This window comes from Pseudomonas sp. 18175, from assembly GCF_050432925.1.
Lineage (GTDB): Bacteria > Pseudomonadota > Gammaproteobacteria > Pseudomonadales > Pseudomonadaceae > Aquipseudomonas.
Genome location: NZ_JBKFTO010000001.1, coordinates 287,722 through 314,075, shown reverse-complemented (window position 1 = coordinate 314,075; position 26,354 = coordinate 287,722). Strand labels below are relative to the sequence as shown.

Annotated in this window: 25 protein-coding genes and 1 other RNA gene; 12 read left to right on the top strand and 14 right to left on the bottom strand. The window is 61.5% G+C overall.

The genetic code is table 11. The features are described 5' to 3' along the window. Positions 1 to 11: 11 nt before the first annotated feature. The 5 genes from ACLD1Y_RS01405 to ACLD1Y_RS01385 all read right to left on the bottom strand — a co-directional run bounded on the left by ACLD1Y_RS01405 (position 12) and on the right by ACLD1Y_RS01385 (position 5,475). On the bottom strand, positions 12 to 1,016 hold the full coding sequence (locus ACLD1Y_RS01405; protein ID WP_429474779.1) for an extracellular solute-binding protein: 1,005 nt from the start codon (positions 1,014 to 1,016) through the stop codon (positions 12 to 14). Between the two features lie 95 nt (positions 1,017 to 1,111). After that, complete coding sequence (locus tag ACLD1Y_RS01400) at positions 1,112 to 2,329, bottom strand: 2-octaprenyl-3-methyl-6-methoxy-1,4-benzoquinol hydroxylase (protein WP_429475359.1); 1,218 nt, start codon at positions 2,327 to 2,329, stop codon at positions 1,112 to 1,114. A gap of 61 nt (positions 2,330 to 2,390) precedes the next feature. Then, positions 2,391 to 3,578 carry a 2-octaprenyl-6-methoxyphenyl hydroxylase gene (gene ubiH, locus ACLD1Y_RS01395; protein ID WP_429474777.1) on the bottom strand — a complete coding sequence of 396 codons (1,188 nt, stop codon included), beginning with the start codon at positions 3,576 to 3,578 and terminating at the stop codon, positions 2,391 to 2,393. Continuing rightward, positions 3,575 to 4,897 (bottom strand): Xaa-Pro aminopeptidase, encoded by a 1,323-nt coding sequence (gene pepP, locus ACLD1Y_RS01390; RefSeq protein WP_429474775.1) that lies wholly within the window; start codon positions 4,895 to 4,897, stop codon positions 3,575 to 3,577. The genes ubiH and pepP overlap by 4 nt, the downstream gene beginning before the upstream one ends. A gap of 20 nt (positions 4,898 to 4,917) precedes the next feature. After that, a complete protein-coding gene (locus ACLD1Y_RS01385; RefSeq protein WP_429474773.1) occupies positions 4,918 to 5,475 on the bottom strand; it encodes a YecA family protein in 558 nt (185 codons plus the stop codon). A gap of 138 nt (positions 5,476 to 5,613) precedes the next feature. On the opposite strand from ACLD1Y_RS01385, the gene ACLD1Y_RS01380 reads away from it, so the two are divergent. From ACLD1Y_RS01380 to ACLD1Y_RS01365, 4 genes are all read left to right on the top strand, one after another. Further along, the gene (locus ACLD1Y_RS01380; protein WP_003177365.1) at positions 5,614 to 5,823 is read left to right on the top strand and encodes a TIGR02449 family protein; all 210 of its coding nucleotides are present in this window, start codon (positions 5,614 to 5,616) and stop codon (positions 5,821 to 5,823) included. Beyond that, positions 5,820 to 6,137 (top strand): cell division protein ZapA, encoded by a 318-nt coding sequence (locus ACLD1Y_RS01375; RefSeq protein WP_003176812.1) that lies wholly within the window; start codon positions 5,820 to 5,822, stop codon positions 6,135 to 6,137. The genes ACLD1Y_RS01380 and ACLD1Y_RS01375 overlap by 4 nt, the downstream gene beginning before the upstream one ends. A gap of 30 nt (positions 6,138 to 6,167) precedes the next feature. Next, positions 6,168 to 6,346, top strand: a non-coding RNA gene (ssrS, locus tag ACLD1Y_RS01370) — 6S RNA. 57 nt (positions 6,347 to 6,403) lie between these two features. Next, positions 6,404 to 7,018, top strand: coding sequence for a 5-formyltetrahydrofolate cyclo-ligase (locus ACLD1Y_RS01365; RefSeq protein ID WP_429474770.1), 615 nt, complete (start codon positions 6,404 to 6,406; stop codon positions 7,016 to 7,018). A 21-nt stretch (positions 7,019 to 7,039) separates the two neighbouring features. On the opposite strand, the gene ACLD1Y_RS01360 is transcribed toward ACLD1Y_RS01365, so the two are convergent. Further along, entirely contained in the window at positions 7,040 to 7,189 is a 150-nt protein-coding gene (locus ACLD1Y_RS01360) for a hypothetical protein (RefSeq protein ID WP_090234720.1), read from the bottom strand. Between the two features lie 195 nt (positions 7,190 to 7,384). Between ACLD1Y_RS01360 and ACLD1Y_RS01355 the strand changes: the two genes are divergently transcribed. From ACLD1Y_RS01355 to ACLD1Y_RS01340, 4 genes are all read left to right on the top strand, one after another. Next, positions 7,385 to 7,834, top strand: a complete 450-nt coding sequence (locus ACLD1Y_RS01355) for an EVE domain-containing protein (RefSeq protein ID WP_429474767.1) — start codon at positions 7,385 to 7,387, stop codon at positions 7,832 to 7,834. A gap of 176 nt (positions 7,835 to 8,010) precedes the next feature. Then, the gene (locus ACLD1Y_RS01350) at positions 8,011 to 8,976 is read left to right on the top strand and encodes an HlyD family secretion protein (protein ID WP_429474765.1); all 966 of its coding nucleotides are present in this window, start codon (positions 8,011 to 8,013) and stop codon (positions 8,974 to 8,976) included. After that, on the top strand, positions 8,973 to 11,690 hold the full coding sequence (gene rbbA, locus ACLD1Y_RS01345; protein ID WP_429474763.1) for a ribosome-associated ATPase/putative transporter RbbA: 2,718 nt from the start codon (positions 8,973 to 8,975) through the stop codon (positions 11,688 to 11,690). Before ACLD1Y_RS01350 ends, rbbA begins: the two co-directional genes overlap by 4 nt. Continuing rightward, positions 11,690 to 12,808: an ABC transporter permease gene (locus ACLD1Y_RS01340; protein WP_429474761.1), complete on the top strand. Its 1,119-nt coding sequence runs from the start codon at positions 11,690 to 11,692 to the stop codon at positions 12,806 to 12,808. The genes rbbA and ACLD1Y_RS01340 overlap by 1 nt, the downstream gene beginning before the upstream one ends. Positions 12,809 to 12,926: 118 nt before the next feature. On the opposite strand, the gene ACLD1Y_RS01335 is transcribed toward ACLD1Y_RS01340, so the two are convergent. After that, positions 12,927 to 13,334 (bottom strand): flagellar basal body-associated protein FliL, encoded by a 408-nt coding sequence (locus ACLD1Y_RS01335; protein ID WP_099585937.1) that lies wholly within the window; start codon positions 13,332 to 13,334, stop codon positions 12,927 to 12,929. Positions 13,335 to 13,484: 150 nt separating this feature from the next. On the opposite strand from ACLD1Y_RS01335, the gene ACLD1Y_RS01330 reads away from it, so the two are divergent. Together ACLD1Y_RS01330 and glpT are read left to right on the top strand one after the other, a co-directional pair. Further along, on the top strand, positions 13,485 to 14,462 hold the full coding sequence (locus tag ACLD1Y_RS01330; RefSeq protein WP_429474758.1) for an NADPH:quinone oxidoreductase family protein: 978 nt from the start codon (positions 13,485 to 13,487) through the stop codon (positions 14,460 to 14,462). Between the two features lie 293 nt (positions 14,463 to 14,755). After that, positions 14,756 to 16,093, top strand: coding sequence for a glycerol-3-phosphate transporter (gene glpT / locus ACLD1Y_RS01325; protein WP_429474756.1), 1,338 nt, complete (start codon positions 14,756 to 14,758; stop codon positions 16,091 to 16,093). Here glpT and ACLD1Y_RS01320 read toward each other — a convergent pair. Together ACLD1Y_RS01320 and ACLD1Y_RS01315 are read right to left on the bottom strand one after the other, a co-directional pair. Further along, positions 16,090 to 16,746, bottom strand: coding sequence for a gamma-glutamylcyclotransferase (locus tag ACLD1Y_RS01320; RefSeq protein ID WP_429474753.1), 657 nt, complete (start codon positions 16,744 to 16,746; stop codon positions 16,090 to 16,092). The two genes, glpT and ACLD1Y_RS01320, sit on opposite strands and share 4 nt — an antisense overlap. A 26-nt stretch (positions 16,747 to 16,772) precedes the next feature. Further along, complete coding sequence (locus tag ACLD1Y_RS01315) at positions 16,773 to 19,160, bottom strand: TonB-dependent receptor plug domain-containing protein (RefSeq protein WP_429474751.1); 2,388 nt, start codon at positions 19,158 to 19,160, stop codon at positions 16,773 to 16,775. A 328-nt stretch (positions 19,161 to 19,488) separates the two neighbouring features. Between ACLD1Y_RS01315 and ACLD1Y_RS01310 the strand changes: the two genes are divergently transcribed. Then, positions 19,489 to 19,971 (top strand): sn-glycerol-3-phosphate transporter, encoded by a 483-nt coding sequence (locus tag ACLD1Y_RS01310; RefSeq protein WP_429474748.1) that lies wholly within the window; start codon positions 19,489 to 19,491, stop codon positions 19,969 to 19,971. A 122-nt stretch (positions 19,972 to 20,093) separates the two neighbouring features. On the opposite strand, the gene ACLD1Y_RS01305 is transcribed toward ACLD1Y_RS01310, so the two are convergent. From ACLD1Y_RS01305 to ACLD1Y_RS01285, 5 genes are all read right to left on the bottom strand, one after another. Then, entirely contained in the window at positions 20,094 to 21,062 is a 969-nt protein-coding gene (locus ACLD1Y_RS01305; protein ID WP_429474746.1) for a CDP-6-deoxy-delta-3,4-glucoseen reductase, read from the bottom strand. Then, on the bottom strand, positions 21,062 to 22,528 hold the full coding sequence (gene ubiD / locus ACLD1Y_RS01300) for a 4-hydroxy-3-polyprenylbenzoate decarboxylase (RefSeq protein ID WP_122427246.1): 1,467 nt from the start codon (positions 22,526 to 22,528) through the stop codon (positions 21,062 to 21,064). The genes ACLD1Y_RS01305 and ubiD overlap by 1 nt, the downstream gene beginning before the upstream one ends. A 136-nt stretch (positions 22,529 to 22,664) precedes the next feature. Continuing rightward, entirely contained in the window at positions 22,665 to 23,924 is a 1,260-nt protein-coding gene (gene rho, locus ACLD1Y_RS01295) for a transcription termination factor Rho (protein WP_016973082.1), read from the bottom strand. Between the two features lie 234 nt (positions 23,925 to 24,158). Then, entirely contained in the window at positions 24,159 to 24,488 is a 330-nt protein-coding gene (gene trxA / locus ACLD1Y_RS01290; RefSeq protein WP_429474742.1) for a thioredoxin TrxA, read from the bottom strand. A gap of 121 nt (positions 24,489 to 24,609) precedes the next feature. After that, on the bottom strand, positions 24,610 to 25,305 hold the full coding sequence (locus tag ACLD1Y_RS01285) for a FadR/GntR family transcriptional regulator (protein WP_429474740.1): 696 nt from the start codon (positions 25,303 to 25,305) through the stop codon (positions 24,610 to 24,612). 255 nt (positions 25,306 to 25,560) lie between these two features. Here ACLD1Y_RS01285 and ACLD1Y_RS01280 point away from each other — a divergent pair, with 255 nt between their 5' ends. Further along, a complete protein-coding gene (locus ACLD1Y_RS01280; protein WP_429474738.1) occupies positions 25,561 to 26,346 on the top strand; it encodes a transporter substrate-binding domain-containing protein in 786 nt (261 codons plus the stop codon). Positions 26,347 to 26,354: the final 8 nt, after the last annotated feature.

Here is a 26,354-nt window from a genome sequence, read left to right as displayed (position 1 = left end):
GCAGATTGTACTTAGTTCCAGCCAGCGCGATCCATCAAGCGAATCGCCTCAGCCTGACGCTTTCCCGCCACTTCCACCGGCAAGGTATCGGCCACGAACTTGCCCCAGGTCGCCACTTCGGCCGACGGCGGCACCGCCGGATTGGCCGGGAATTCCTGGTTCACATCGGCAAAGATCTTCTGCGCCTCAGGCGTGGTCATCCACTCCACCAGCGCCTTGGCCGCTTCCGGGTGCGGTGCATGTTTGGTCAGGCCAATGCCCGACAGGTTCACATGCACGCCACGGTCGCCCTGGTTTGGCCAGAACAGCTTTACCGCCAGGCTCGGGTTCTGCTTGTGCAGGCGGCCGTAATAGTAGGTGTTGACGATGCCCACGTCGCATTGCCCGGCGTTGATCGCTTCCAGCACGGCGATGTCATCGGAGAACACGTCGGTAGACAGGTTGTTGACCCAGCCCTTGACGATTTCTTCGGTCTTGGCCGCGCCATGGGTTTCGATCAAGGTGGCGGTCAGCGACTGGTTGTAGACCTTCTTGGCCGTGCGCAGGCACAGGCGGCCTTCCCACTGTTTGTCGGCCAGGGCTTCGTAGGTGGTGAGGTCGCCCGGTTTTACCCGGTCGGTGGAATAGGCGATGGTGCGCGCACGCAGGCTCAAGCCGGTCCAGGCATGGGTGGATGAGCGGTACTGCAGGGGAATGTTCTTGTCGATCACAGGCGACGTGAACGGTTGCAGGATGTCCATCTGCTCAGCCTGCCAGAGGTTGCCGGCGTCGACGGTGAGCAGCAGGTCGGCGGTGGCGTTTTCGCCCTCGGCCTTGATGCGCTGCATCAACGGGGCTTCCTTGTCGGTGATGAACTTGATCTGCACGCCGGTCTTCTGGGTGTAGGCGTCGAACACCGGCTTGATCAGTTCGTCGATGCGCGAGGAGTAGACCACCACTTCGTCGGCGGCCTGCACGGTGGTGCTGCCGATCAGGGTGAGTGCCAGGGCAGTCAGGAGGCGCTTGGGTGCCAACATGGGTGCGGTCTCTCATTTGCAAAAAGAGGGCAAATGATAAGGACTCACATTTGGTGGCGCTTGGTGGAGGCGTTACCAGATGTTGCACAAACCTTTCAGGGCTTGGCCAAATCCGGTAGATCGCCAGTCAACCCCAGCGCCTGACGCACAAACACCGCTTTCGCTTCCGGCATCTGGTCAACCATCTTAAGCCCCGCGTTGCGCAGCCAACGCAGCGGCAATTGGTCGGCCTGGAACAGTCGCTCAAAGCCTTCCATCGCCGCCATCAAGGCCAGGTTGTGGGGCATGCGTCGGCGTTCATAACGGCTCAGCACCTTCACATCCGCCAGGCGTTCGCCGCGCTCGGTGGCAGAGAGCAGCACTTCGGCCAACGTTGCCGCATCGAGGAAGCCCAGGTTCACGCCTTGCCCCGCCAACGGGTGAATCACGTGGGCCGCGTCGCCGATCAACGCCAGGCCTTCGGCCACGTAGCGCTTGGCGTGACGTTGACGCAATGGCACGCAGACACGTGGATCGGCGCTGATCACCGTCCCCAGTCGCCCTTCAAAGGCGCGTTCCAGTTCACGGCAGAAGCTTTCATCATCCAGCGCCATCAAGCGCTCGGACTCGGCCGGCGTGGTCGACCAGACGATCGAACACCAATCTTCCTGCCCATCGCGCGTCAGCGGCAGAAACGCCAACGGGCCGGTGTCGGTAAAACGTTGCCAGGCCGTGCGCTGATGCGGCTGGCTGCTGCGCACGCTGGTGACGATGGCGTTATGCAGGTAATCCCACTCACGGGTCGCCGTGCCGGTCAGTCGGCGCACCGCAGAGTTGGCGCCATCAGCAGCCACCACCAGCGGTGCACGCAGCTTGCGGCCATCGGCCAGGGTCAGCAGCCAGTCATCGCCGGAGCGGCGCATTTGCTCCAAGCGGGCGTTGGCCAACAGGCCCAGGTCGCAGTCATGCAGGCGATCAAGCAAGGCATCCTGAACCACGCGGTTTTCGACGATATGCCCAAGCACTTCGGCATGCACACTGGCCGCCGAAAAATGGATCTGCCCGGTGCCGCTGCCGTCCCACACCTGCATTTCGCCGTACGGGCTGGCGCGCCGCTCAACGATGCCGTCCCACACGCCAAGGCGCTCCAGAATGCGCTGGCTGGCGGCCGACAAGGCGCTTACACGGGGCTCGAAAGCCGCGTCATGGTCGAACGGTTTGACACTCAGCGGGCTACCGTCGAGCAACAGCACCTGCAGGCCACTGCCCTGCAACGCCAGCGCCAGGGCGCTTCCGACCATTCCGGCCCCGACGATCAGCACATCTGCGCGCATGTCCATGGTTTAAGCCTGTCTCGCAGGCGGCTTGGGCCGCCGGTAAATGAAAGGGTGACGGTCAGGCATCGGGACGCGTGCCCAGGCCCATGGCCTGGCGGGCGAACCAGCGTTTGGCCGGTGGCAGCAGGTCCAGGCCCAGCAGGCCCATGTTGCGGCCCAGTGCGACCAACGGCTGGGCGCTGCCAAACAGGCGCGTGACCTGGTCGGAGAAACCCACAGTGAGTTTCTGGTCCAGGCGCTGGCGTTCGCGATAACCCTGTAAGGTCGCCAGGTCACCCGGTACTTGCGGCCCGGCCAGCAAGGCTTCGGCCAAGGCCTGCGCATCGCGCAGGGACAGGTTGAAGCCCTGCCCGGCAATCGGGTGCAGGCTGTGGGCGGCATTGCCGAGGATCGCCAGGTGGGAGCGCACTTGCTCTTCGGCTTCCACCAGGGTCAACGGATACAGGTGGCGCGCGCCGACTTGCTTGAGGGTGCCCAGGCGGTAGCCGAACACACCCTGCAATTCGCTGAGAAAAGCCCGCTCATCGAGATTGGCCAGACGCTGGGCGTCCATGCCGATGCGCGTCCACACCAGCGCGCAACGGTTGTCCGGCAGCGGAAGCAAGGCCATCGGGCCGTCATCGGTGAAGCGCTCGAAGGCTTCGCCGTTGTGGGCTTCGCTTGGGGTGATGTTGGCGATCAGCGCGCTCTGGTTGTAGGGGCGGGTTTTCACGCCAATCCCCAGTTGCTCGCGCAAGCCGGAGCGGCCGCCATCGGCCAGCACGGCGAGGTCGCATTCCAGCACGGTTTCATCGTTGAGGGTCAGGCGGTAGCCATCGGGCAATGGCTCCATGCGCGTGACTTCGGCCGGGCAACGCCAGCTGACCACGTCCTTGTCCAGGCCCTGCCACAGGCATTGGCCAAGCCAGGCGTTTTCGACCACGTAGCCGAGCGCCGGTACGCCTTCTTCCATGGCGGACAGGCGCGCCGTGGAAAAACGCCCCCGGTCCGACACATGGATCTGCTTGATCGGTTCGGCACGGCGGGAGATGTCCTGCCACAGGCCCAGGCGCTGATAAATCTGCTTGGCGCCGTAGGACAACGCCGACGAACGCGCATCGTAGCTCGGCTGGTAGCTGTCGCCCGGGGCGAACGGCTCGATCAGCACGATCTTCCAGCCACGGGCCTTGGCCCCGGCCTGCAACGCCAGCGCAAGGCTGGCGCCCACCAGCCCACCGCCGATAATGGCGAGATTGACCCGGCTCATCGGGCCGCCGCCATCAGCGCTTCGATCTCGGCGACTGCCTTGGGCACGCCACCGGTCAGGATTTCACAGCCTTGCTTGGTCACTACCACGTCGTCCTCGATGCGTACGCCAATGCCACGCCATTTCTTTGCCACGTTCGGGTTGTCCGGCGCGATGTAGATGCCCGGCTCCACGGTCAAGGCCATGCCAACTTCCAGCACACGCCATTCACCGCCCACCTTGTACTCGCCCACGTCATGCACATCCATGCCCAGCCAGTGGCCGGCGCGGTGCATGTAGAAGGCTTTGTAGGCTTCGCTGGCGATCAACTCGTCGACGTCGCCCTGCAACAAACCCAGCTTGACCAGCCCGGCGGTGATGACTTGCACCGTCGCTTCGTGGGCCTGGTTCCAATGCTTGTTCGGGGCGATCTGGGCAAAGGCGGCTTCCTGGGAAGCCAACACAATCTCGTAGATCGCCTTCTGTTCCGGTGAAAACTTGCCGTTGACCGGCCAGGTGCGCGTGATGTCGCTGGCGTAGCAGTCGATCTCGCAACCGGCGTCGATCAGCACCAAGTCGCCGTCCTTAAGCACGGCGTCATTCTGCTGGTAATGCAGGATGCAGCTGTTGCGCCCGGCGGCGACGATGGAACCGTAGGCCGGCATTTTCGCGCCGCCCTTGCGGAACTCGTAATCCAGCTCGGCTTCCAGGCTGAACTCATGCAGCCCGACACGGCTGGCCTGCATCGCCCGCACATGCGCGACGCACGAGATTCGTGCAGCCTCACGCATCACCTTCACTTCTGCCGCTGATTTATACAGGCGCATGTCGTGGAGCAGATGATCCAGCGCAACAAACTCGTTCGGCGGTTGGGCGCCGAGGTGCGCTTTAGAGCGGATCACGTTGATCCACTCCATCAGGTGCCGGTCGAACTCGGCATTGCTGCCCATGGCCGAGTACACCCGGTCGCGGCCTTCGATCAGGCCGGGCAGGATGTCGTCGATATCGGTAATGGGAAACGCGTCGTCGGCGCCAAAATCACGGATTGCGCCTTCGGTGCCCGCACGCAGGCCGTCCCACAGTTCGCGTTCGGCGTTGCGTTCGCGGCAGAACAGCACGTACTCGCCGTGCAGGCGGCCGGGCATCAGCACGATCACCGCTTCAGGCTCGGGGAAACCGCTCAGGTACTGGAAGTCGCTGTCCTGGCGATAAACGTGCTCCACATCACGGTTGCGGATCGCCACGGCGGCGGCCGGCAGGATCGCGATGCTGTTGGGTTCCATCTGCGCCATGAGCGCCTTGCGGCGCCGGGTGTATTCCGCTCGGGGGATATGAATCATGGGCAGATGGGCTTCCTTTCTTAGTGCAGCGACGGCTTGGGGGCTACAGGTTCAGCGGACTTCTTGGTCTCGGTGAACAGCAGCAGCGGCGCAACGCGCAGGTATTCCATGACTTCCATGTAGTCGCCTTCACCGTCTTCGGACTCTTCCAGGGCGTCTTGCACCTGGGAGATGGCTGCCAGGTCCTGCAGCACTTCCTTGGCGTCGGTGCTCAGGTCCAGGCCGCCGGCGTTCACGCCGAAACCGTGGAGGAAGCCTTGGCACCATTGGCCCAGGGCGGCAGCACGGTCGGCGAGCGGCGCGTCGTCGGTGGGCAGCAGCAGGACCACGGTGACATCATCACCGGTCAGCTCGCCCTTGACCATTTCCTGCAGGCCGATCAGCGCGTTACGCACGTTGTCGGTCGGCTCGGTTTCCAGCAGCTCGGCCACATCGGCCAGCCAGTTGTCGGCGTCAAAGCCTACGCCGGTGCAGCTGCGGCCCAGCAACACGCCGTGCAATTCGGCCGGCGAGCATGGGTGGCCGCTGGTGCTCAGCAGTTTGGAGAAAGCGTCGTACGGGGAGTTCTGAATAGGCATGGTGAGCTAGGCGCCAGACGGCGCAATGTCTAGAATGGAGCGCTGTATCCTAGCACCGGCAGACGTACCAAGACTATCAAGGGCGTCAGATCGTTTATCCTGCAGTTGCCATTCATCAGACAAATCCAGTGGAACCCAATGGAAGACACCGACCTGCAAGCGCTGATGGCCAGACTCGAACTGCTAATTGATCGGGTCGAGCAACTTAAGAGTCAAAACGGACTCCTACTAGCTCAGGAAAAAACCTGGCGCGAGGAACGCGCTCACCTCATTGAAAAAAACGAAATCGCCCGGCGTAAGGTCGAATCGATGATTTCGCGCCTGAAGGCCCTGGAGCAAGACTCATGAGTTCAAGCAATAGCGTCACCGTGCAGATTCTCGATAAAGAGTATTCGATCATCTGCCCCCAGGAAGAGCGCAACAACCTGGTGAGCGCCGCCCGCTACCTGGATGGCAAGATGCGTGAGATCCGCAGCAGCGGCAAAGTGATCGGCGCCGACCGTATCGCCGTGATGGCAGCGTTGAATATCACCCACGACCTGCTGCATAAGCAGGAACGCCCTGACGTGCAGGCCAGCGGCTCGACGCGCGAGCAGGTGCGCGACCTGCTGGAACGCGTGGATCTGGTGCTTTCCAGCGATTCAGACGCACCCAAGGGCTGATTGCCGCGACTGTTTAAGGTATACTCGCTCCACTCCCTGGCGTGTTTGCCAGTCGGCGATGTCCCTGAGCCGATTCGCACTACCCTGGAAGTTGCACGTTGGGCTGGTGTGCATGTCCGCTAGACGGAAAGCCTTAAAGCCTACTGCTTCTTCCACCTTGAACTTTCGGGTTCAAGGGCTAAGTCGACAGCGGCTCTGTCGGGGAGCCTGAATTCCCAAACTCAATGCCAGTCTTCGGACTGGCATTGTTTTATGAGCCGAAAACCATGACCGAACCTGCGCCGCTTTCCCGTCCGCAACTTCGACGCATGTTGCGCAAGGCCCGCCGTGCTCTTACGCCGAGCGAGCAACGCAAGGCCGCCCACGGCCTGTATCGGCAACTGGCACAGCACCCGCTGTTTCGCCGGGCCAAGCATATTTCCTTATACCTACCGACGGACGGTGAAATCGACCCGCGCCTGCTGCTGCGTGCTGCCCAGCGCCGGGGCAAGGCCACCTACCTGCCCGTGCTCAGCGCCTGGCCACGGACCAAGATGGTGTTCCAGCGCGTACGGCCAGGGGAAAAGCTGCTGCCCAATCGCTTTCGCATCCTTGAGCCACGGGTAAATATCAGCCGACAGCGCAAGGTATGGGCGCTGGACCTGGTATTGCTGCCACTGGTGGGGTTCGATGAAACGGGTGGACGCCTGGGCATGGGCGGTGGTTTCTACGATCGCAGCCTCGCCTACCTGGCGCGCCGCAAGAGCTGGCGCAAGCCGACGTTGTTGGGCCTGGCCCATGAATGTCAGAAAGTCGAAAGGCTGGTACAGGCGACTTGGGATGTGCCGTTGGCAGGCACCGTCACCGATAAGCGGTGGTATGTCGCACAGACGCCGCACTAAAAGCGGCGTCTCGAAGAAGGGTCAGCGTTTGAACGGTTGCAGCGGCTGCTGGGTCAGCTCGACGGGAGCATCGGTCTTGTTCGACCACAAGCTTTGCGCATACCCGGTGGTCACGACGCCCAGACCAAACAAAATAACCAAAATCCATAGTAAATCCGGTTTACGTTGCATCGATTGCCCCCCTTCAGGCACCTCGTACACGATGACAACAACGTTCCAAAGTAGTCCGTTGCAGCTGCGTCAAGCTTTAAAAGCCGGCATTCTGCGGTAACGTGAACCAACACGCAAACCTTGGCGCCAACCGACTGTCGGTTTGTCATCAAATTGCCAGACAACTTGCCCACTGCCTATTTCAGGAGCCCAAAAATGGCCTACTGGCTGATGAAATCCGAGCCCGACGAACTCTCCATCAAAGGCCTGGAAAAGCTCGGTGAAGCGCGCTGGGACGGGGTGCGCAATTACCAAGCGCGCAACTTCCTGCGTGCCATGGCGGAAGGTGACGAGTTTTTCTTCTACCACTCCAGCTGCCCGGAGCCAGGCATTGCCGGTATTGGCAAAATCATCAAGGCGGCCTACCCGGACCCCACCGCGCTGGAGCCGCAAAGCGACTATTTCGACGCCAAGGCCAGCCCGGAGAAAAACCCGTGGAGCGCCATTGACGTGGCGCACGTCAAAACCTTCCCCAAGGTGCTCGGCCTGGGTTATCTGAAACAACAAACCGCACTCGCCGAATTGCCCTTGGTGCAAAAAGGCAGCCGGCTTTCGGTGATGCCTGTGACTGCCGAGCAGTGGGCAGCCGTGCTCCAACTGCGTTAACTGTAGGAGCGAGCTTGCTCGCGAAAAACGCAAAGTCACCGCGACCTTCCAGACGGACCGCGCTATCGTTGACGTTTTTCGCGAGCAAGCTCGCTCCTACAGTTCATTTGACCGGCATCAACCGCCTTCGGGCGCCAACCGGTCAAACTAGGACGCTAATGCCGCAGGAAGCCGCCATGTCGACGAACCACCACACCTCCCGTCTTTTCGCCATCGCATTGATCGCCCTGCTGCTGGGCGCTGGCGGCTTTGGTTACTGGCGCTCCACCCAAGACCGCCTGCCCGAAGGCCTGAGCATGGGCAATGGCCGCCTGGAATCCACCGAAGTGCAGATCGCCGCCAAAATCCCCGGGCGCCTGGCCGAAGTGCGCGTGGATGAAGGCGACAAAGTGCTCAAGGGCCAGGTGCTGGCACGCATGGACACCCGCACCTTGGAAGCCCAACGCGCCCAAGCCGAAGCCGAAGTACTGCGCGCCAAGGAAAATTTCGCCGCCGCCGAGGCCAATGTGCAACTGCGCCAGAGCGAACAACTGTTGGCCAACCAAGAACTCAAGCGCACCCAGGAACTGTACAAGCGCGGCTTCGCCAGCAGCCAATTGATCGACCAGCAGCAAGCCCGGCAAAACACCGGCAACGCCGCCGTAATTGCAGCCCAAGCCCAGGTCAATTCGGTGAAAGCCGCCATCGGCGCCGCCCAGGCCCAGGTCGCCCAGCTCACCAGCGAAATCGACGACAGCAGCCTGCGCGCGCCTATCGACGGGATCATCCAACTGCGCCTGGCCGAGCCCGGTGAAGTGCTCGGCGCAGGCGGTCGCGTGCTGCTGCTGATCGATCCCAATGACCAGTACATGAACCTCTACCTGCCCGCCTCCGTCACCGGCCGCCTCACCGTCGGCAGCGATGCGCGCATCCTGCTCGACGCGTTGCCCCAGCAACCGCTGCCGGCGAAAATCAGCTTTGTCGCCGCCAAATCCCAATTCACGCCCAAGGAAGTGGAAACCCGCAACGAACGCCAGAAGCTGGTGTTCCGCGTCAAACTGCGCCTGACCCAACCCAGCGCCGTGCCCCAGGCCAAGCCCGGCATGCCCGGCGCTGGCTATGTGCGCACAGCTGATATCGACTGGCCGGCCAACCTGCAATGACCGGTCTGGCGCTGCACGCCACCGGCATCCACCACCGCTACGGCAAGCAACAGGCACTGCTCGATATCAGTTTCAGCCTGCCGGCCGGCACGCGCTGCGGGTTGATCGGCCCGGACGGTGCGGGCAAGTCGAGCCTGTTGGGGTTGATCGCAGGGGTCAAGAAACTTCAGGACGGCCAACTGAATGTGCTGGGCGGCGCCATCGATGACCGCCGTCACCGCAACAGCTTGTACCCGCGCATCGCCTTTATGCCCCAAGGCCTGGGCGGCAACCTGTACCCCGAGTTGTCCATCAGCGAAAACATTCGCTTCTTTGCCACCCTGTTTGGCTTGTCGAAGGCCGACTGCGACCAGCGTATGCACAACCTGCTGCTGGCCACTGACCTCGCACGCTTCGCCGAGCGCCCGGCGGGCAAGCTCTCCGGCGGGATGAAGCAGAAACTCGGGCTGTGCTGCGCGCTGATCCACGACCCGGACCTGCTGATCCTCGACGAACCCACCACCGGCGTCGATCCGCTGTCGCGCCGCCGCTTCTGGGAACTGGTGGAAACCGTACGCCAGGAACGCCCGCTACTGACGCTGCTGGTGGCAACGGCCTACATGGAAGAGGCCGAGCAATTCGAACACTGCTTGATGCTTGATCGCGGCAAGCTGATCGCCGAGGGCCTGAGCAGTGAACTGGCCGCCGCCACGCCCAGCGGCAAGCTGGACGAGGCGTTCACCCACTTCCAGGGCGACAGCGCCCACGACAACCAACCGCTGGTGATCCCGCCCCGCGCAAGCGACAACACCGACATCGCCATCGAGGCCCACGACCTGACCCTGCGCTTTGGCGACTTTACGGCGGTAAACAACGTCAGCTTTGCCATCGGCCGGGGCGAGATTTTTGGTTTCCTCGGCTCCAACGGCTGTGGCAAGACCACCACCATGAAAGTCCTCACCGGGCTGATGCCAGCTACCGAAGGCAGCGCCAAGCTGCTGGGCAACCCGGTGAATGCCAAGGACCTGGCCACCCGCAAGCGCGTGGGCTTCATGTCGCAAAGCTTTTCGCTGTATGGCGAACTCAGCGTGCGCCAGAACCTGGTGCTGCATGCGCAACTGTTCGACCTGCCCAAGGCCGACAGCGGCCCGCGTATCGATGAGTTGATCCAGCGTTTCGACCTCGGTGATGTGGCCGAACAACCATCTGGCGAGCTGCCCCTGGGCTTGCGTCAGCGCTTGTCACTGGCGGTAGCGGTGCTGCATCGCCCGGAAGTGCTGATCCTGGATGAGCCCACTTCAGGCGTAGACCCGGCAGCACGGGATGACTTCTGGCGACTGTTGATCGAACTGTCCCGCGAACAAGGCGTGACGATCTTCCTGTCTACCCACTTTATGAACGAAGCCCAGCGTTGCGACCGCATCTCCCTGATGCACGCCGGCACGGTGCTCGCCTGCGACACGCCGCAGGCGCTGCAACAGCAGTTCCAGGGCGACACGCTTGAGGCGGCATTCGTCACCTGCCTGGAGCAAGCCCAAGGTGAACCCGAAGCCCAGGCGCCCGTCGCCACCGTCAACCCAACCACTGCACCGCCGGTGAGCAAACGCGGTTTCAGCGTGGCCCGCCTGTTGGCCGTGGCCAGCCGCGAAGGCAAGGAACTGCTGCGCGACAAAGTGCGCATGGCCTTTGCCCTGCTCGGGGCGTTGTTCATGATGGTGATCTTCGGCTACGGCATTTCCCTGGATGTGGAGAAACTCGCCTTTGCCGTCTACGACCAAGACCAGACGCCACAAAGCCGCGCCTACCTGGAGGCTTTTCGCAGCTCACGTTATTTCGCCGAGCAACCGGCCATCCGCGACGCTAACGAACTGCACCGGCGCCTGCAACGCTCGGAAATCAAACTGGCTCTGGAAATCCCGCCGGGGTTTGGCCGTGACCTCTATGCCGGCCGCCAGCCCACAGTCGCCGCTTGGCTCGATGGCGGCATGCCGTTTCGTGCAGAAACCAGCCGTAATTATGTGGAAGCCGTACACCAAGGCAACCTTGCGCAACTGGCCGAACTGAGCAGCCTGCCCCGCAGCAGCGCAGGCGGCGCCACGCTGGAAACCCGCTTCCGCTACAACCAGGACGTGGTCAGCGTGAATGCCATCGGCCCCGGCGTGATGGCGCTGATCCTGGCGTTTATCCCGGCGATGCTGACCGCGCTGGGCATCGTGCGCGAGAAGGAGCTGGGCTCGATCACCAACTTCTACGCCACGCCGCTCACGCGTCTGGAGTTCCTGCTGGGTAAACAGGCGCCGTATCTGGCCGTCAGCCTGGTCAACCTGGCGTTGCTGGTGGCCATGAACCGTTGGTTGTTCGGCGTGCCCTTCAAGGGCAGCGGTGTGACCCTGGCCTTCGGTGGCCTGTTGTACGTGCTGGCCACCACCAGCATGGGCCTGCTGATTTCCGCGTTCACCCGCACCCAGATCGCGGCGATCCTGGGCACCATGATCATCACCAGCCTGCCGACCATTCAGTTCTCCGGGCTGATCGTGCCGCGCTCGTCCCTGGAAGGGGCGGCTGCGCTGATGGGCACGCTGTTTCCGGCGGGGCACTTTCTGGATATCGCGGTGGGCACTTTCACCAAGGCCCTGGACCTGCGCCAGTTGTGGCCGCAGTGCCTGGCGTTGTTCGGGTTCTTTGTCGCGTTCACCGGGCTGAGCCTGGTGATGCTCAAGAAGCAGGAGGCCTGATGCATACGTTCGCGCACATCCTGCGGCTGGGGCTCAAGGAATTGACCAGCCTGCGCCACGACAGCGTGCTGCTGCTGTTCCTGTTCTATGCCTTCACCGTGGCCATCTACATGCCCGCCGCCGGTTCAGTGATCGGCGTGCACAACGCCAGCGTGGCGTTTGTCGATGAAGACCACAGCGCGCTCTCTCGGCAACTGGCCGAGGCGTTGCAGCCGCCCGAGTTTCAAGCACCTGCGCCCTTGGCCTATGAACAGTTGGACAAGGTCATGGACAGCGGCGAGTACACCTTCGTGATCAACGTACCGGCGAACTTCCAGGCCGACCTGTTGGCTGGTCGCCAGCCTGGCGTGCAGGTGAATGTGGATGCCACGGCGATGAGCCAGGCGTTTATGGGCGCCGGTTACATCGGCCGGATTTTCCAGCGCGAGCTGCTGGCCTATAGCGGCCAAGCCAACGCAGCCAGCCAGACGCCTGCGCTGCTGACCACCCGCGCGCTGTTCAATACCAACCTGGAAGGCGGCTGGTTTTTGGCGGTGATCCAGATCGTCAACAACATCACCATCCTGGCCATCGTGCTCACCGGCACCGCGCTGCTGCGCGAACGCGAACACGGCACCCTCGACCACTTGCTGGTGCTGCCGCTGACTGCGCTGGAGATCATGCTGGCGAAAATCTGGAGCAACATGCTGGTGGTGGTGCTGTGTACCTGGGTGTCGCTGGAGGTGGTGGTCAAGGGGTTGCTCGGCGTACCGCTGGCCGGGTCGCTGAGTCTGTTCCTGTTTGTGACGGCGCTGTATCTGTTTGCCAGTACGGCGCTGGGGATCTTTCTCGCCACACTGGCGCGCTCGACGCCGCAGTTCGGCTTGCTGGCGATTCCGGTGATTATCCCGATGCTGCTGTTGTCAGGCGGCAGTACGCCGTTGGACAGCATGCCCGAGTGGTTGCAGTGGGTGATGCAGGGCTCGCCTTCCACACACTTTGTGAGCTTGAGTGCGGCGATTCTGTTTCGGGATGCAGGGGTTGGCGTGGTGTGGCCGGATTTGCTGGCGTTGGCAGGGATTGGGTTGGTGTTTTTCTTGGTGGCGTTGGGGCGGTTCAGGAAGAGTTTGGCGTCCTGAGGTGACTGTCAGGGCCTCTTCGCGAGCAAGCCCGCTCCCACAGTTGATCGCGTTTCAACATGAAAATGCGGTCGAATGTGGGAGCGGGCTTGCTCGCGAATGGCGCGAAGCGCCCGGCTTACTGAATGATCAGGTTGTTAAACAACAGGTCTTCCACCACCGGCTTGCCGGTTTCGTCATTCATCACTTGCTGAGTCTGTTTCAGGGCTTCCTGGCGCAGCTTCTCCTTGCCTTCCACCGTGCTCATGGTCTCGTTGGTCTGCTGGGTGAACAACGCCACCAACTGGTTGCGGATCAACGCATCGTTGGCTTTGACCGCTGCGGCGGCTTCGGTGCCGGTCACGCGCAGGGCGATGTCGGCCTTGAACACTTTGAGTTTCGCGGTGCCGTCCAGGCCATAGTTACCCACAAACGGCGGGCTGAGGCTGATGTAGCTGACTTTCGGCGCCTCGCCTTCTTTGGCTTCTTCGGCCTGGGCTGCCATCGGCAAGGTCAGGGCCAGCATCAACAGGATCCACGCTTTCACAGTTCATTCCTCACATTCGGTTGCGCGCTAGCATAACGCTAGCAACGCTAAGCACAAGCTTATGGCGACTTATCAGGCGCGAGCATGCTCGTTGACCCACAGACCTGCCCTTCTACACTTATCGGCCACGACGCCCAAAGGAATAGTCCGATGAAAGCTGTGCTGTGCAAAGCCTTCGGCCCTGCCGAAACCCTGGTGCTGGAAGAGGTCGCCAGCCCAGCGATCAAGAAGAACGAGATCCTGCTGGACGTGCATGCCGCCGGGGTCAACTTCCCGGACACCTTGATCATCGAGGGCAAGTACCAGTTCAAGCCACCCTTCCCGTTCTCGCCGGGCGGTGAAGCGGCGGGCGTAGTCAGTGAAGTCGGCGAAAAGGTCAGCCACCTCAAGGTTGGCGACCGGGTCATGGCCCTGACCGGCTGGGGCAGCTTTGCCGAGCAGGTCGCGGTGCCCGGCTACAACGTGCTGCCGATCCCGCCAAGCATGGACTTCAACACCGCCGCTGCCTTCAGCATGACCTACGGCACCTCGATGCACGCGCTGAAACAACGCGCCAACCTGCAACCCGGCGAAACCCTGCTGGTCCTCGGCGCCTCCGGTGGCGTGGGCCTGGCCGCCGTGGAAATCGGCAAAGCCATGGGCGCCCGCGTGATCGCCGCCGCCAGCAGCGCCGACAAACTCGCGGTGGCCAAGGCGGCCGGCGCCGATGAGTTGATCAACTACAGCGAAACCAGCCTGAAAGACGAGATCAAGCGCCTCACCGACGGCAACGGCGCCGACGTGATCTACGACCCGGTGGGCGGCGACCTGTTTGACCAGGCCATCCGCAGCATCGCCTGGAACGGCCGCTTGCTGGTGGTGGGTTTTGCCAGCGGGCGCATCCCTGAGTTGCCGGTGAACCTGGCGTTGCTCAAGGGCGCGGCGGTGGTGGGTGTGTTCTGGGGCTCGTTTGCCCAGCGTCAGCCGCAGGACAATGCGGCGAATTTCCAACAGTTGTTCACTTGGCATGCCGAGGGCAAGTTGAAACCGTTGGTGTCGCAGGTGTATCCGCTGGAGCAGGCGGCCCAGGCGATTAATGACTTGGGGCAGCGTCGGGCTGTCGGGAAAGTCGTCGTACAAACCCGCTAATAGCTTTGAAATGCGATCAGTGTGGGAGCGGGCTTGCTCGCGAATGCGGTGCGTCAGTCAATATATTCGGTGACTGATCCACCGCATTCGCGAGCAAGCCCGCTCCCACATTTTCATCTCCACAGTCCCGAAGAACGGCAAACGACCCACACTTACCCATTCGCGACATGTTCGTAAGAGAACATGCACTTGCTCTCATTTCCTGTGTTTGCAGATAAGAGGCGATGCTATTTTCGGTAACGAAACTGTAACATTCGCATCCGCAGTCAAAACAAGAAATTTGGAGCTCTTGAATGTTTGCTTTCTTTCGCCCTGCCGCACATCAGGCGCCCCTGCCTGAAGAAAAAATAGACAGCACTTACCGACGCCTGCGCTGGCAGATCTTCGCCGGTATTTTCTTTGGGTACGCCGGTTACTACCTGCTGCGCAAAAACTTTTCCCTGGCCATGCCCTACCTGATCGACGAGGGTTACACCCGTGGTGAACTGGGGCTGGCGATGTCGGCCATCGCAATTGCCTACGGCTTGTCCAAGTTCCTGATGGGCCTGGTGTCCGACCGCTCCAACCCGCGCTACTTCCTGACCTTCGGCCTGCTGGTATCGGCGGGGGTGATGTTCATTTTCGGTTTCGCACCTTGGGCAACGTCCAGCGTGACCATGATGTTTATCTTGCTGTTCATCAACGGCTGGGCCCAAGGCATGGGCTGGCCGCCGAGTGGGCGGACCATGGTGCACTGGTGGTCGCAGAAAGAACGCGGCGGCGTGGTCTCGGTGTGGAACGTGGCGCATAACGTCGGTGGCGGCCTGATCGGCCCGCTGTTCCTGCTGGGCATGGCGTGGTTCAACGACTGGCACGCGGCGTTCTACGTCCCGGCCACCGTAGCGTTGCTGGTGGCGGCGTTTGCCTTCATCACCATGCGCGACACCCCGCAATCGGTGGGCTTGCCGCCGATTGAGCAGTACAAGAACGACTACCCCGAAGGCTACAACGCCAGCCACGAGGAGGAATTCAGCGCCAAGGAAATCTTCGTCAAGTACGTGCTGCGCAACAAAATGCTGTGGTACATCGCCTTCGCCAACGTGTTCGTCTACCTGCTGCGCTACGGCGTGCTGGACTGGGCACCGACCTACCTCAAGGAAGCCAAGCACTTCAACGTGGATAAAACCTCGTGGGCGTATTTCTTCTACGAGTGGGCGGGCATTCCAGGCACGCTGCTATGCGGCTGGATGTCGGACAAGATCTTCCGTGGCAACCGTGGCCTGACCGGCGTGGTGTTCATGGCCTTGGTAACCGTGGCGACCCTGGTTTACTGGCTCAACCCGCCAGGCAACCCGATGATCGACATGATCGCACTGTTCTCCATCGGCTTTTTGATCTACGGCCCGGTGATGCTGATCGGCTTGCAGGCACTGGAACTGGCACCGAAGAAAGCCGCTGGCACCGCGGCAGGCTTCACCGGCTTGTTCGGCTACCTGGGTGGTTCGGTGGCGGCGAGTGCGGCCATGGGCTACACCGTGGACCACTTCGGCTGGGACGGCGGCTTCGTGCTGCTGGTGGGCGCATGCCTGTTGGCCATCGCGTTCCTGATTCCTACGCTGTGGCACACCAACAGCGTCAGCGCAGCGCGTTAATCGCTGCCTGAACAGTCCTTGGCACACCGCTTGAGCCGCGCCTCCAGGTTTTTATCTGGCATGGCGTGGCTACGCAGGGCGTTGACGGTCTGCTCGACATAATCGCGCGTAGTGCCGTAACGCCCGCAAGCGCTCTCCAGCACATGATTCAACACCTGGTCGGGTAAATTTCCCGCATAACTGGGCAAGTGCCGCTCCAACACAAACCCTAACGCCTGCACCTGGGTGCCATCCTCAAGACGGCAGCTGAGCCAATGCGGCCGGTAGGAGGGATAGGGCATTTCGCGGCACCACAGCGCGTACAGCGAGGCTTCCAGTTGGTCCTCCGGCAAGCGGTAGGCGAACCCGCTGCAAGAGCCACCGCGATCCAGGCCAAACACCAACCCCGGCACTTCCGGCGTGCCCCGATGCTCGTGGGACCACAAATACAGGCCCCGGTGATAACCGTGGACCCGTGCCCGCACCCGTTGCGTCGAAGAACATTCCGGACGCCAAATCAGCGAACCGTAAGCAAAAAGCCAGACCGGCCCACCCTTATGCCGACCCATCGTGGCCTGCATCGAGCTCATCAACTGTTCGTGAGTGAGTTGCGGCCCCAGATCGAGCCGCGGAGGGTAAGCCAATTGCATAAGATCGGATTCAATAACGGTCATGGCAGATCGCTTAGGTCTCCTGTCTGTTACCAGTTGTAAGCAACTTTACCGTAATAAAACGCACCGCTGTAACCGTACGGCGAAAAAGTGCTATAGGCGAGGTTGCCGCCGCTGCTGGCGAACGCATTGACCTTTTCCGGGTACTTGTCGGTGACGTTGTCGCCGCCCAGGGTGAAGGTCCAGTTCTGCAGCTTGTAGTCCGCCGACAGGTCCAGCACCCACGCCGCCTTGAAGGTCTGGTCGTTGACCTTGTCGGCCTGATAGCTGGTGAATTCACCGTAGCGCACCAGGTTGCTGTGCAGCGCCCAATTACCGAAGGTGAAGTCGTTACCCAGGCTCAGCTTGTGTTCCGGTGTGGTGTCGCCGAGCAAACCGCTTTTCTCGCGACGGTCTACGCGCACCAGGTTGGCACCGAGGCTGTCGAGGATAGCCGGGTTGGCCTTCACGTCCGTGACCTTGGTGTGGTTGTAGTTGTAGCCCACGGTGCTGTTCCAGCGGATGCCGTTATCGAACTGGTAGCGATAATTGGCCACCAGGTCGACGCCGTCGGTGCTGGTGTCGGTGGCATTGGTGAAGTAACGGGCGGTGGTGTAGTTGATGTTGCCGACGCCGTTGGCTTGCAGGTAAGCCTGGGTGGCCGGGCTCAGGTTGAGGTTGGACGACAGGCTGATACGGTCGCGAATATCGATGCGATACACATCCACCGTCACTGTCAGGTCATCGGCGGGTTCCAGCACCAGGCCCAGGCTGTAGTTGCGCGACTTCTCGGCCTTCAGGTCTTCTGCGCCGAGCAGGCGCGCGACCTGGCTGGAGGCCGGGAACGTGCCGGCCTCGCGGATTTCGCTGCCGATCAGTTGGGACGAGGTAAACGCAAAGTTCTGCTGGGCCAGGGACGGTGCGCGAAAGCCATTGGAAATACTGCCGCGCAAGGCCACCTGCGGGGTGAAGTCGTAGCGCGCCGACAGCGAACCGCTGACGTTGGAGCCGAAATCACTGTAATCCTCATGCCGCACGGCGGCCGAGGCGCTGAGTTTTTCGGTGAAGTTGGTTTCCAGGTCCAGGTACTGCGCCCAGTTGTGGCGCGAACTGGTGCCGGCGTCCGCCTCACGGAAGCCGCCAAGGCCCGAGCTACCCGTCTGGTAGTAGGACGCAGCGTCACCCGCTTCGATTTCATAACCCTGACGCAGGTATTCGCCGCCAAAGGCGACGGACACCGGATACGGCAGGAAGCCCACGTCGAACTCACGGGACAAGTCCAGGCTGACCTGCTTCTGGTCGTTGCTCAGGGTGCCGTTGTCGAACTTGCGCGGCGTGGCCAGGCCTAGGGAGGTGTTGATGGTTTCGGTACTGAGTTCGTATTGGTTCTTGCCGTAGTTGGCCGAGAGGTCGTAATGCCAGTCATAGGCCAGCAACCCGCGCAGGCCCACCACCAGCGAGGTGTCTTCGAGGTTGCCCTTGATCAGCGGCAGGTAGCCGTTGGGGTTGAGCGCCGCGATGTTGTTGGACGCATTGCTGGCGCGGTAAAACGCCGCCGTCTCGCCGCGCCGCTTGCTGTAGCCGCCGAAGCTGTAGAACTCGGCCGCATCGTTGAAGGCATATTCGGCGTTGAACTGGAACTTGCCTTCATTGGTCGCCGGTTCGCCCTGGCGGAACACCTGCTGACCATAGGTGGTGGAGCCGATGCTCGCGGCGCGGTAATCCTTGCCAGCGCGGTTGGTGTAATCGTTGTCGGCACCTTCGCCGGAGAGGCTGATAAAACCGTTGTCGCCCAGCGCCAGCCCAGTGTTGCCGCTGATGTTGCGCTGGATGCCGTCACCCTTCTTGTACTGGCCGAACTTGCTGGAGATCGAACCGCCATGGTCGGCGTGCTTGAGGATCACGTTGATCACCCCGGCAATCGCGTCCGAACCGTAGCGCGCCGAGGCGCCGTCGCGCAGCACTTCGATATGGTCCACTGCCGACAGCGGGATCGCGTTCAGGTCCGCCGGTGCCGAGCCACGCCCCACCGCACCGCCGAGGTTGACGAAAGCACTGGTGTGACGGCGCTTGCCGTTGACCAGCACCAGCACCTGATCCGGCGACAGCCCGCGCAACTGCGCCGGGCGCACCAGTTCGGCGCCGTCCACCAGGCTCGGGCGTGGGAAGTTGATCGACGGGATCAGGCGCGCCAATACCGCACCCAACTCATCAGAGCCGGTGCTGCGCAGGGTATCGCCGGAAATCACATCCACCGGCGACAGCGAAGCACTGGCAGTACGCTCCTGGGCGCGGGTGCCGGTGACAATCACTGTGTCGAGTTTGGCTGCATCGGTGGCGGACGTTTCAGCCGCGAATACTGGATTGAAGCCCACGGCGGTCAGCAAATTGGCCGACAAAATCGCCGAGTACAGCGCGTGTTTCTGGTAACTCCCCATACCGCTCCCCTTGGAATCATCTGTCAGAACTTCATGCTCTGAATGCGTACGATCGATCCGGCTGGCGGGCGGTGGCGGTCAGTTATTAGTGTTTGGCAGAAAATCGGTAGTCCGTTGCGATATAGCTTAAAGATATCTTTCAGATAAATTAAATACCTTAAAGGAATAAGCAAAAGCATAAGCCCGATGCCCCGTCCGTCAGGATTGAAGGGGGTACTCCCGCTACTTTCAGCCACGGTTCAGCCTGGGAACGCCGCAAGCCGTCAAAATAGCGTGCACACAACGACCCACTTAGCCGCTCTTCAAACCGACTATCGAGGTCGCACCGATGAAAAAATTCCGATTGCCGGGCCTGCTGTTCCTGGCCCAGGCCACCACTGCACTGGCGGGCGAAGCGCCAGCGACCGAAGATGACAAAGGCTTCTGGTACGCGCAAACCAGCCTCTACACCCGGCACTTCGCGCCAGACCCCGAGCACAACAACAACCAGGACCTGATCGGCCTGGAGCGCAATGAGGCCTCAGGCTTTGTGTATGGCGGGGCGACGTTTCGCAACTCGTTCAGACAGCGTTCGTACTACGCCTACGCGGGCAAGCGCTACGACATGGCTGACTATCCGGTGTACCTGAAGCTGACCGGCGGGGCGATCCAGGGTTATCGCGGCAAGTACCGTGACAAGATCCCTTTGAACCGTTATGGCGTGGCGCCGGTGATCATTCCGTCGGTGGGTGCCCATTACGGGCCGGTGGCGGCGGAGTTGGTGTTGCTGGGGTTCAATGCGGCGATGGTGACGACGGGTGTGCGCTTCTGAGTACAGCGCAGATCGGTGTGGGAGCTGGCTTGCCTGCGATAGCGGTGGGTCAGGAAAACATCGGCTGGCTGGCACACCGATATCGCAGGCAAGCCAGCTCCCACAGGGTTCAGCGCAAGCCTTCAGGGGCGAGGTGCGTAGGCAAACACGTCGGCACGCATCTGGTGCGCATCCATCCCGGCCTCGACCAACGCATCCAGCGTGCCGTAGATCATCGCCGGCGAACCGCTGGCGTAGACGTGCACGGCCTTGAGATCGCTGATGTCTTCGCACACCGCTTCATGCAACAACCCGCAACGCCCTTCCCAGCCGCACAGGTCGCTGACGACCTTGTGCAGGAACAGGTTGGGCAGTTGCTGCCACTGGTCCCAGTGTTCGATGTCGTAGAAGTCTTCCGGGCGTCGTACGCCCCAGTACAGGTGCACCGGGTGCTTGAAGCCGGAAGCACGGCAATGTTCGATCAGGCTGTGCATCTGCGCCATGCCGGTGCCGGCGGCGATCAGTACCAACGGCCCGTCGGGCAGTTCGGCCAGGTGGGTGTCGCCAAAGGGCAACTCGATGCGGGCCATCTGGTTGCGCTGCAATTGCTCAAGCAGGCTGCGGGCGCTGTCTTCGCGGACCAGCACATGCAACTCCAGCTCACGCCCGGCGTGGGGCGCCGAGGCCAGGGAAAACGCCGATTTCTCGCCATTCTCTCGTTCGATCATCAGGTATTGCCCGGCGTGGTAACGCACGGCCTTGCCGGCCGGGGCCCGCAGGCGCACGCGCCACACATCACCACCGACGTCCACGCACTCACTCAACTGGCACGACAACTTGCGCAACGGCAACTCTCCCGGCGCCAACACGCCATCCCACAACACAATGCAATCTTCCAGCGGCTCAGCGATGCACGTGTAGAACTCGCCATGGTCGCGCACTTCACCGGCCTGCTTCACACGGCCTTCCACCAGCAGCGCGGCGCAGACATGACACACGCCGTTGCGGCAGGCCTGGGGGCACTCGTAACCCAGGCGACGCGCGCCTTCGAGGATTCGCTCGCCAGGGACCAGCTCCAATACGGCGCCGGAAGGTTGCAGGGTTACACGCATCAATCTATTCCCAATTCTTTCCAGATCGCATCGACACGGGCGGTGACGGCTTCATCCTTGACGATCACCCGGCCCCACTCGCGGGTGGTTTCACCCGGCCACTTGTGGGTGGCATCCAGGCCCATCTTCGAGCCCAGCCCCGAGACTGGCGAGGCGAAGTCGAGGTAGTCGATTGGCGTGTTGTCGATCATCACCGTGTCGCGCTTGGGGTCCATGCGCGTGGTGATGGCCCAGATCACGTCGTTCCAGTCGCGGGCGTTGATGTCGTCGTCGGTGACGATAACGAACTTGGTATACATGAACTGTCGCAAAAACGACCACACACCCAGCATTACCCGCTTGGCGTGGCCCGGATACGACTTCTTCATGGTCACGATGGCCATGCGGTACGAGCAGCCTTCGGGCGGCAGGTAGAAGTCGGTGATTTCCGGAAATTGCTTTTGCAGGATCGGTACGAACACTTCGTTGAGCGCTACGCCAAGGATCGCGGGCTCATCCGGCGGACGGCCGGTGTAGGTGCTGTGGTAGATCGGCTTGATCCGATGGGTGATGCGCTCGACGGTGAACACCGGGAAGCTGTCGACTTCGTTGTAGTAGCCGGTGTGGTCGCCGTACGGGCCTTCATCGGCCATTTCGCCCGGGTGGATCACACCTTCGAGAATGATTTCGGCCGTGGCCGGCACTTGCAGGTCGTTGCCACGGCACTTCACCAACTCGGTGCGGTTACCGCGCAACAGGCCCGCGAAAGCGTACTCGGAGAGGCTGTCGGGCACCGGCGTCACGGCGCCGAGGATGGTCGCCGGGTCAGCGCCCAGAGCCACGGAGACCGGGAACGGCTGGCCAGGGTGTTTTTCGCACCACTCGCGGTAGTCCAGCGCGCCGCCACGGTGGCTCAGCCAACGCATGATCACTTTGTTGCGACCGATCACTTGCTGACGGTAGATGCCGAGGTTCTGGCGGTCCTTGTTCGGGCCTTTGGTAACGGTCAGGCCCCAGGTGATCAGCGGGCCGACGTCGCCGGGCCAGCAGGTTTGCACCGGGAGCATGGCCAGGTCGACGTCATCGCCTTCGATGACCACTTCCTGGCACACCGCGTCCTTGACCACCTTGGGGGCCATGGCAATGATCTTGCGGAAGATCGGCAGCTTCGACCAGGCATCCTTCAAGCCCTTGGGCGGCTCGGGCTCCTTGAGGAAGGCCAGCAGCTTGCCGATCTCGCGCAGTTCGCTGACCGACTCGGCGCCCATGCCGAACGCCACGCGCTCAGGCGTGCCGAACAGGTTGCCGAGCACCGGGATGTCATAGCCGGTCGGGTTCTCGAACAGCAGCGCCGGGCCCTTGTTGCGCAGGGTGCGGTCGCAAATCTCAGTCATTTCCAGTACCGGGGAAATCGGCATCTGGATACGTTTCAACTCTCCGCGCTGCTCAAGTTGCTGCACGAAATCCCGAAGATCCTTGAATTTCATTAACCATGCCACCCGTAAAATAGGCGTACATCCTACCTGCTCTGGGGGGTATTTGGCTGCGGGGCGTGCTTAAAAAGCGGGCGCAAAAAAAATGGCGCCCCTGAGGGCGCCATTCTTTCGGACCTGAAACGCTGTATTACTTACGCTTCATCGACAGGAAGAACTCGTCGTTGGTCTTGGTGGTCTTCAGCTTGTCGACCAGGAACTCGATGGCGGCTACTTCGTCCATCGGGTGCAGCAGCTTGCGCAGGATCCACATGCGCTGCAGTTCGTCGTCGGCGGTCAGCAACTCTTCGCGGCGGGTGCCGGAGCGGTTGATGTTGATGGCCGGGAACACGCGTTTTTCCGCGATGCGACGGTCCAGGGGCAGTTCCATGTTGCCGGTACCCTTGAACTCTTCGTAGATCACTTCGTCCATCTTCGAACCGGTTTCAACCAGTGCGGTGGCGATAATGGTCAGCGAGCCGCCTTCTTCGATGTTCCGCGCGGCGCCGAAGAAACGCTTCGGTTTCTCCAGGGCGTGGGCATCGACACCACCGGTCAAGACCTTGCCGGAGCTCGGGATCACGGTGTTGTAGGCACGGGCCAGACGGGTGATGGAGTCGAGCAGGATCACCACGTCCTTCTTGTGTTCGACCAGGCGCTTGGCCTTCTCGATCACCATTTCGGCAACCTGTACGTGACGGGTTGGCGGTTCATCGAACGTGGAGGCAACCACTTCGCCGCGCACGGTGCGCTGCATTTCGGTTACTTCTTCCGGACGTTCATCGATCAGCAATACGATCAGGTGAACTTCAGGATTGTTACGCGCGATGTTCGCTGCAATGTTCTGCAGCATGATGGTCTTACCGGCTTTCGGCGGTGCGACGATCAGGCCACGCTGGCCCTTGCCGATCGGGGCGCACAGGTCGATCACACGACCGGTCAAGTCTTCGGTGGAACCGTTACCGGCTTCCATCTTCATGCGCACAGTCGGGAACAGCGGGGTCAAGTTCTCGAAAAGAATCTTGTTTTTCGCGTTCTCAGGACGATCGAAGTTGATCGTGTCGACCTTGAGCAGGGCGAAATACCGCTCGCCTTCCTTTGGAGGGCGGATCTTGCCAACGATGGTGTCACCGGTGCGCAAGTTAAAGCGACGGATCTGGCTCGGCGAGACGTAGATATCGTCTGGGCCGGCAAGATAGGAAGCGTCAGCAGAGCGGAGGAAGCCGAAGCCGTCCTGGAGAATCTCCAGCACGCCATCACCGGAGATTTCCTCGCCGCTTTTCGCGTGCTTTTTCAGCAGGGAGAAAATCACGTCCTGCTTGCGCGAACGGGCCATATTTTCTATGCCCATTTCTTCGGCCAGTTGGAGCAGGTCGGTAATCGGCTTTTGCTTGAGTTCAGTCAGATTCATATAGGAATGACGTAATCATTTATGGAGGGGGGAAATTAAGCTTTTGGCTTAATGAGGCCGCGCCGCAGAGAAGGCGACAGGATCGCGTACTAATCGAAAAGGAATGCGTCGGCGACGGCTTGCAGGGGGCAGTGGAGAAACCAGTGCGGGGCCGAATGTAACACCTGAGTTTCGGAGCGTCTAGCCCTGTTTAACGAAAAAGCCCCGCGATTTGCGGGGCTTTTTTGACGACGTTTAGATGTTCGCGTCGAGGAAAGCTTGCAGCTGGGACTTCGACAGCGCGCCTACCTTGGTCGCCTGAACTTCGCCGTTCTTGAACAGCATCAACGTAGGAATACCACGCACGCCGTGCTTGGCCGGGGTTTCCTGGTTGTCGTCGATGTTCAGCTTGGCAATGGTCAGCTTGCCGTCGTAAGTGGTCGCAATGTCGTCCAGAACAGGAGCGATCATTTTGCAAGGGCCACACCATTCAGCCCAGTAGTCAACCAGCACCGGGCCTTGAGCCTTGAGTACTTCGGCCTCAAAGGTCGCGTCGGTGACGTGCTTGATAAGATCGTTGCTCATGGATGTCTCCGGGTTGTAAGCAAAAAAAACGTGGCCCATCATAGCCGCCCTTCCCCCGTTCAGGAAGCCGCCTCTGATTGAGTGTTGCTATGGTGGTGCATGAGTTTGGGTATCGCCCAGCTCACGGCGCGACGGGGGTCACGAAGGCAATGCCTGTGCGCAACGCCGCATTACGTACATGTTCCTGCATGGTTTTTTGCGCCGCCGCACTGGCGCGCCGGGCCAGGGCGCGCAGGATCTTGCGGTGCTCCTGCCAGGTTTCCATAGCCCGCTCCGGCCGGATGAACGGTAGTTTCTGGCTCTCCAGGAACACCTCGGCGCTGACACTCAGGATGCTCATCATCGCCTGGTTACCGCTGGCCAGCAGGATGCGCTGGTGGAATTCGAAGTCCAGCCGGGCGGCCGCTTCGAAGTCGCCAGCCTTGAGCACCTTGCGCATGGCCTCGACGTTATCTTCGAGTTGGTCCAGCTCATCGATCGTCAAGGTCACGGCCGCCAGCCCCGCCGCGAAGCCTTCCAGGGCGTAGCGCAACTGGAAGATATCCAGCGGCGTGGCCTGGGCTGCAAACGGCCAGGCAAATCCCGGTGCTTCCTCCGCCGCCTGCACAAACACGCCTTTACCCGGTTGCACGCTGACCACACCCAAGGCACTCAAGGACGACAACGCCTCACGCAACGACGCCCGGCTCACCCCCAACTGCACCGCCAAGTCGCGCTGGGACGGCAGCGCATGGCCCGGCCCGAAGCCTTGCTCCTTGATCAGTTTGCGGATGGCCTGCAGGGCCGCTTCCGGTACGGCTTGGGCGATGGAATTCATAAAAAACTCAAGGTTGCAGTCAACTGAGCGGCTAGTTGTAAAGCTATTCGCAGTCCGCGGCAAGCCACGCCCCAAAGGGGCTCGCGGGGTTTTATCGGCGCTCGAAAAGGGTGCGAAACAGCCAGCAACTGTTCAGACCAGTAAGACCACCGCAGGTCAACAAATCTCTGAGCTCCAGCCAATCTTGACGGTCATGGCATGGGCTGTGCACTGCGCAAACTCAGAAAATTCCTTCGCCATTCTCGGAGAGTTGCCATGACCAAGCGCTACAGCGCCCTGCTTACTGCCCTGTTTGCCAGCCTGATGCTGAGCCAGGCACCCGCCCAGGCCAACGGTCTGGACGACATCGTCGCCCGTGGCACCCTCAAGGTCGCCGTGCCCCAGGACTTCCCGCCCTTCGGCTCGGTCGGCCCGGACATGAAGCCCCGTGGCCTGGACATCGACACCGCCAAGCTGCTGGCCGACCAGCTCAAGGTCAAGCTGGAACTCACCCCGGTCAACAGCACCAACCGCATCCCGTTCCTCACCACCGGCAAGGTCGACCTGGTGATCTCAAGCCTGGGCAAGAACGCCGAGCGGGAAAAGGTCATCGACTTCTCCAAGGCCTACGCGCCGTTCTACCTGGCGGTGTTCGGCCCGCCTGACGCGGCCATCGCTAACCTCGACGACCTCAAGGGCAAGACCATCAGCGTGACCCGTGGCGCCATCGAAGACATCGAGCTGACTGCCGTGGCGCCCAAGGAAGCCACCATCAAGCGCTTTGAAGACAACAACTCCACCATCGCCGCCTACCTCGCCGGCCAGGTCGACCTGATCGCCAGTGGCAACGTGGTGATGGTGGCAATCAGCGAACGCAGCCCCAAACGCGTGCCGGCGCTGAAAGTGAAACTCAAGGATTCGCCGGTGTACGTGGGCGTGAACAAGAACGAGCCGGCGCTGCTGGAGAAGGTCAACCAGATCCTGATCGCCGCCAAGGCCGACGGCAGCCTGGAAAAGAACGCGCTGCAATGGCTCAAAGAACCTTTGCCTGCCGATCTCTGAACGCGGAG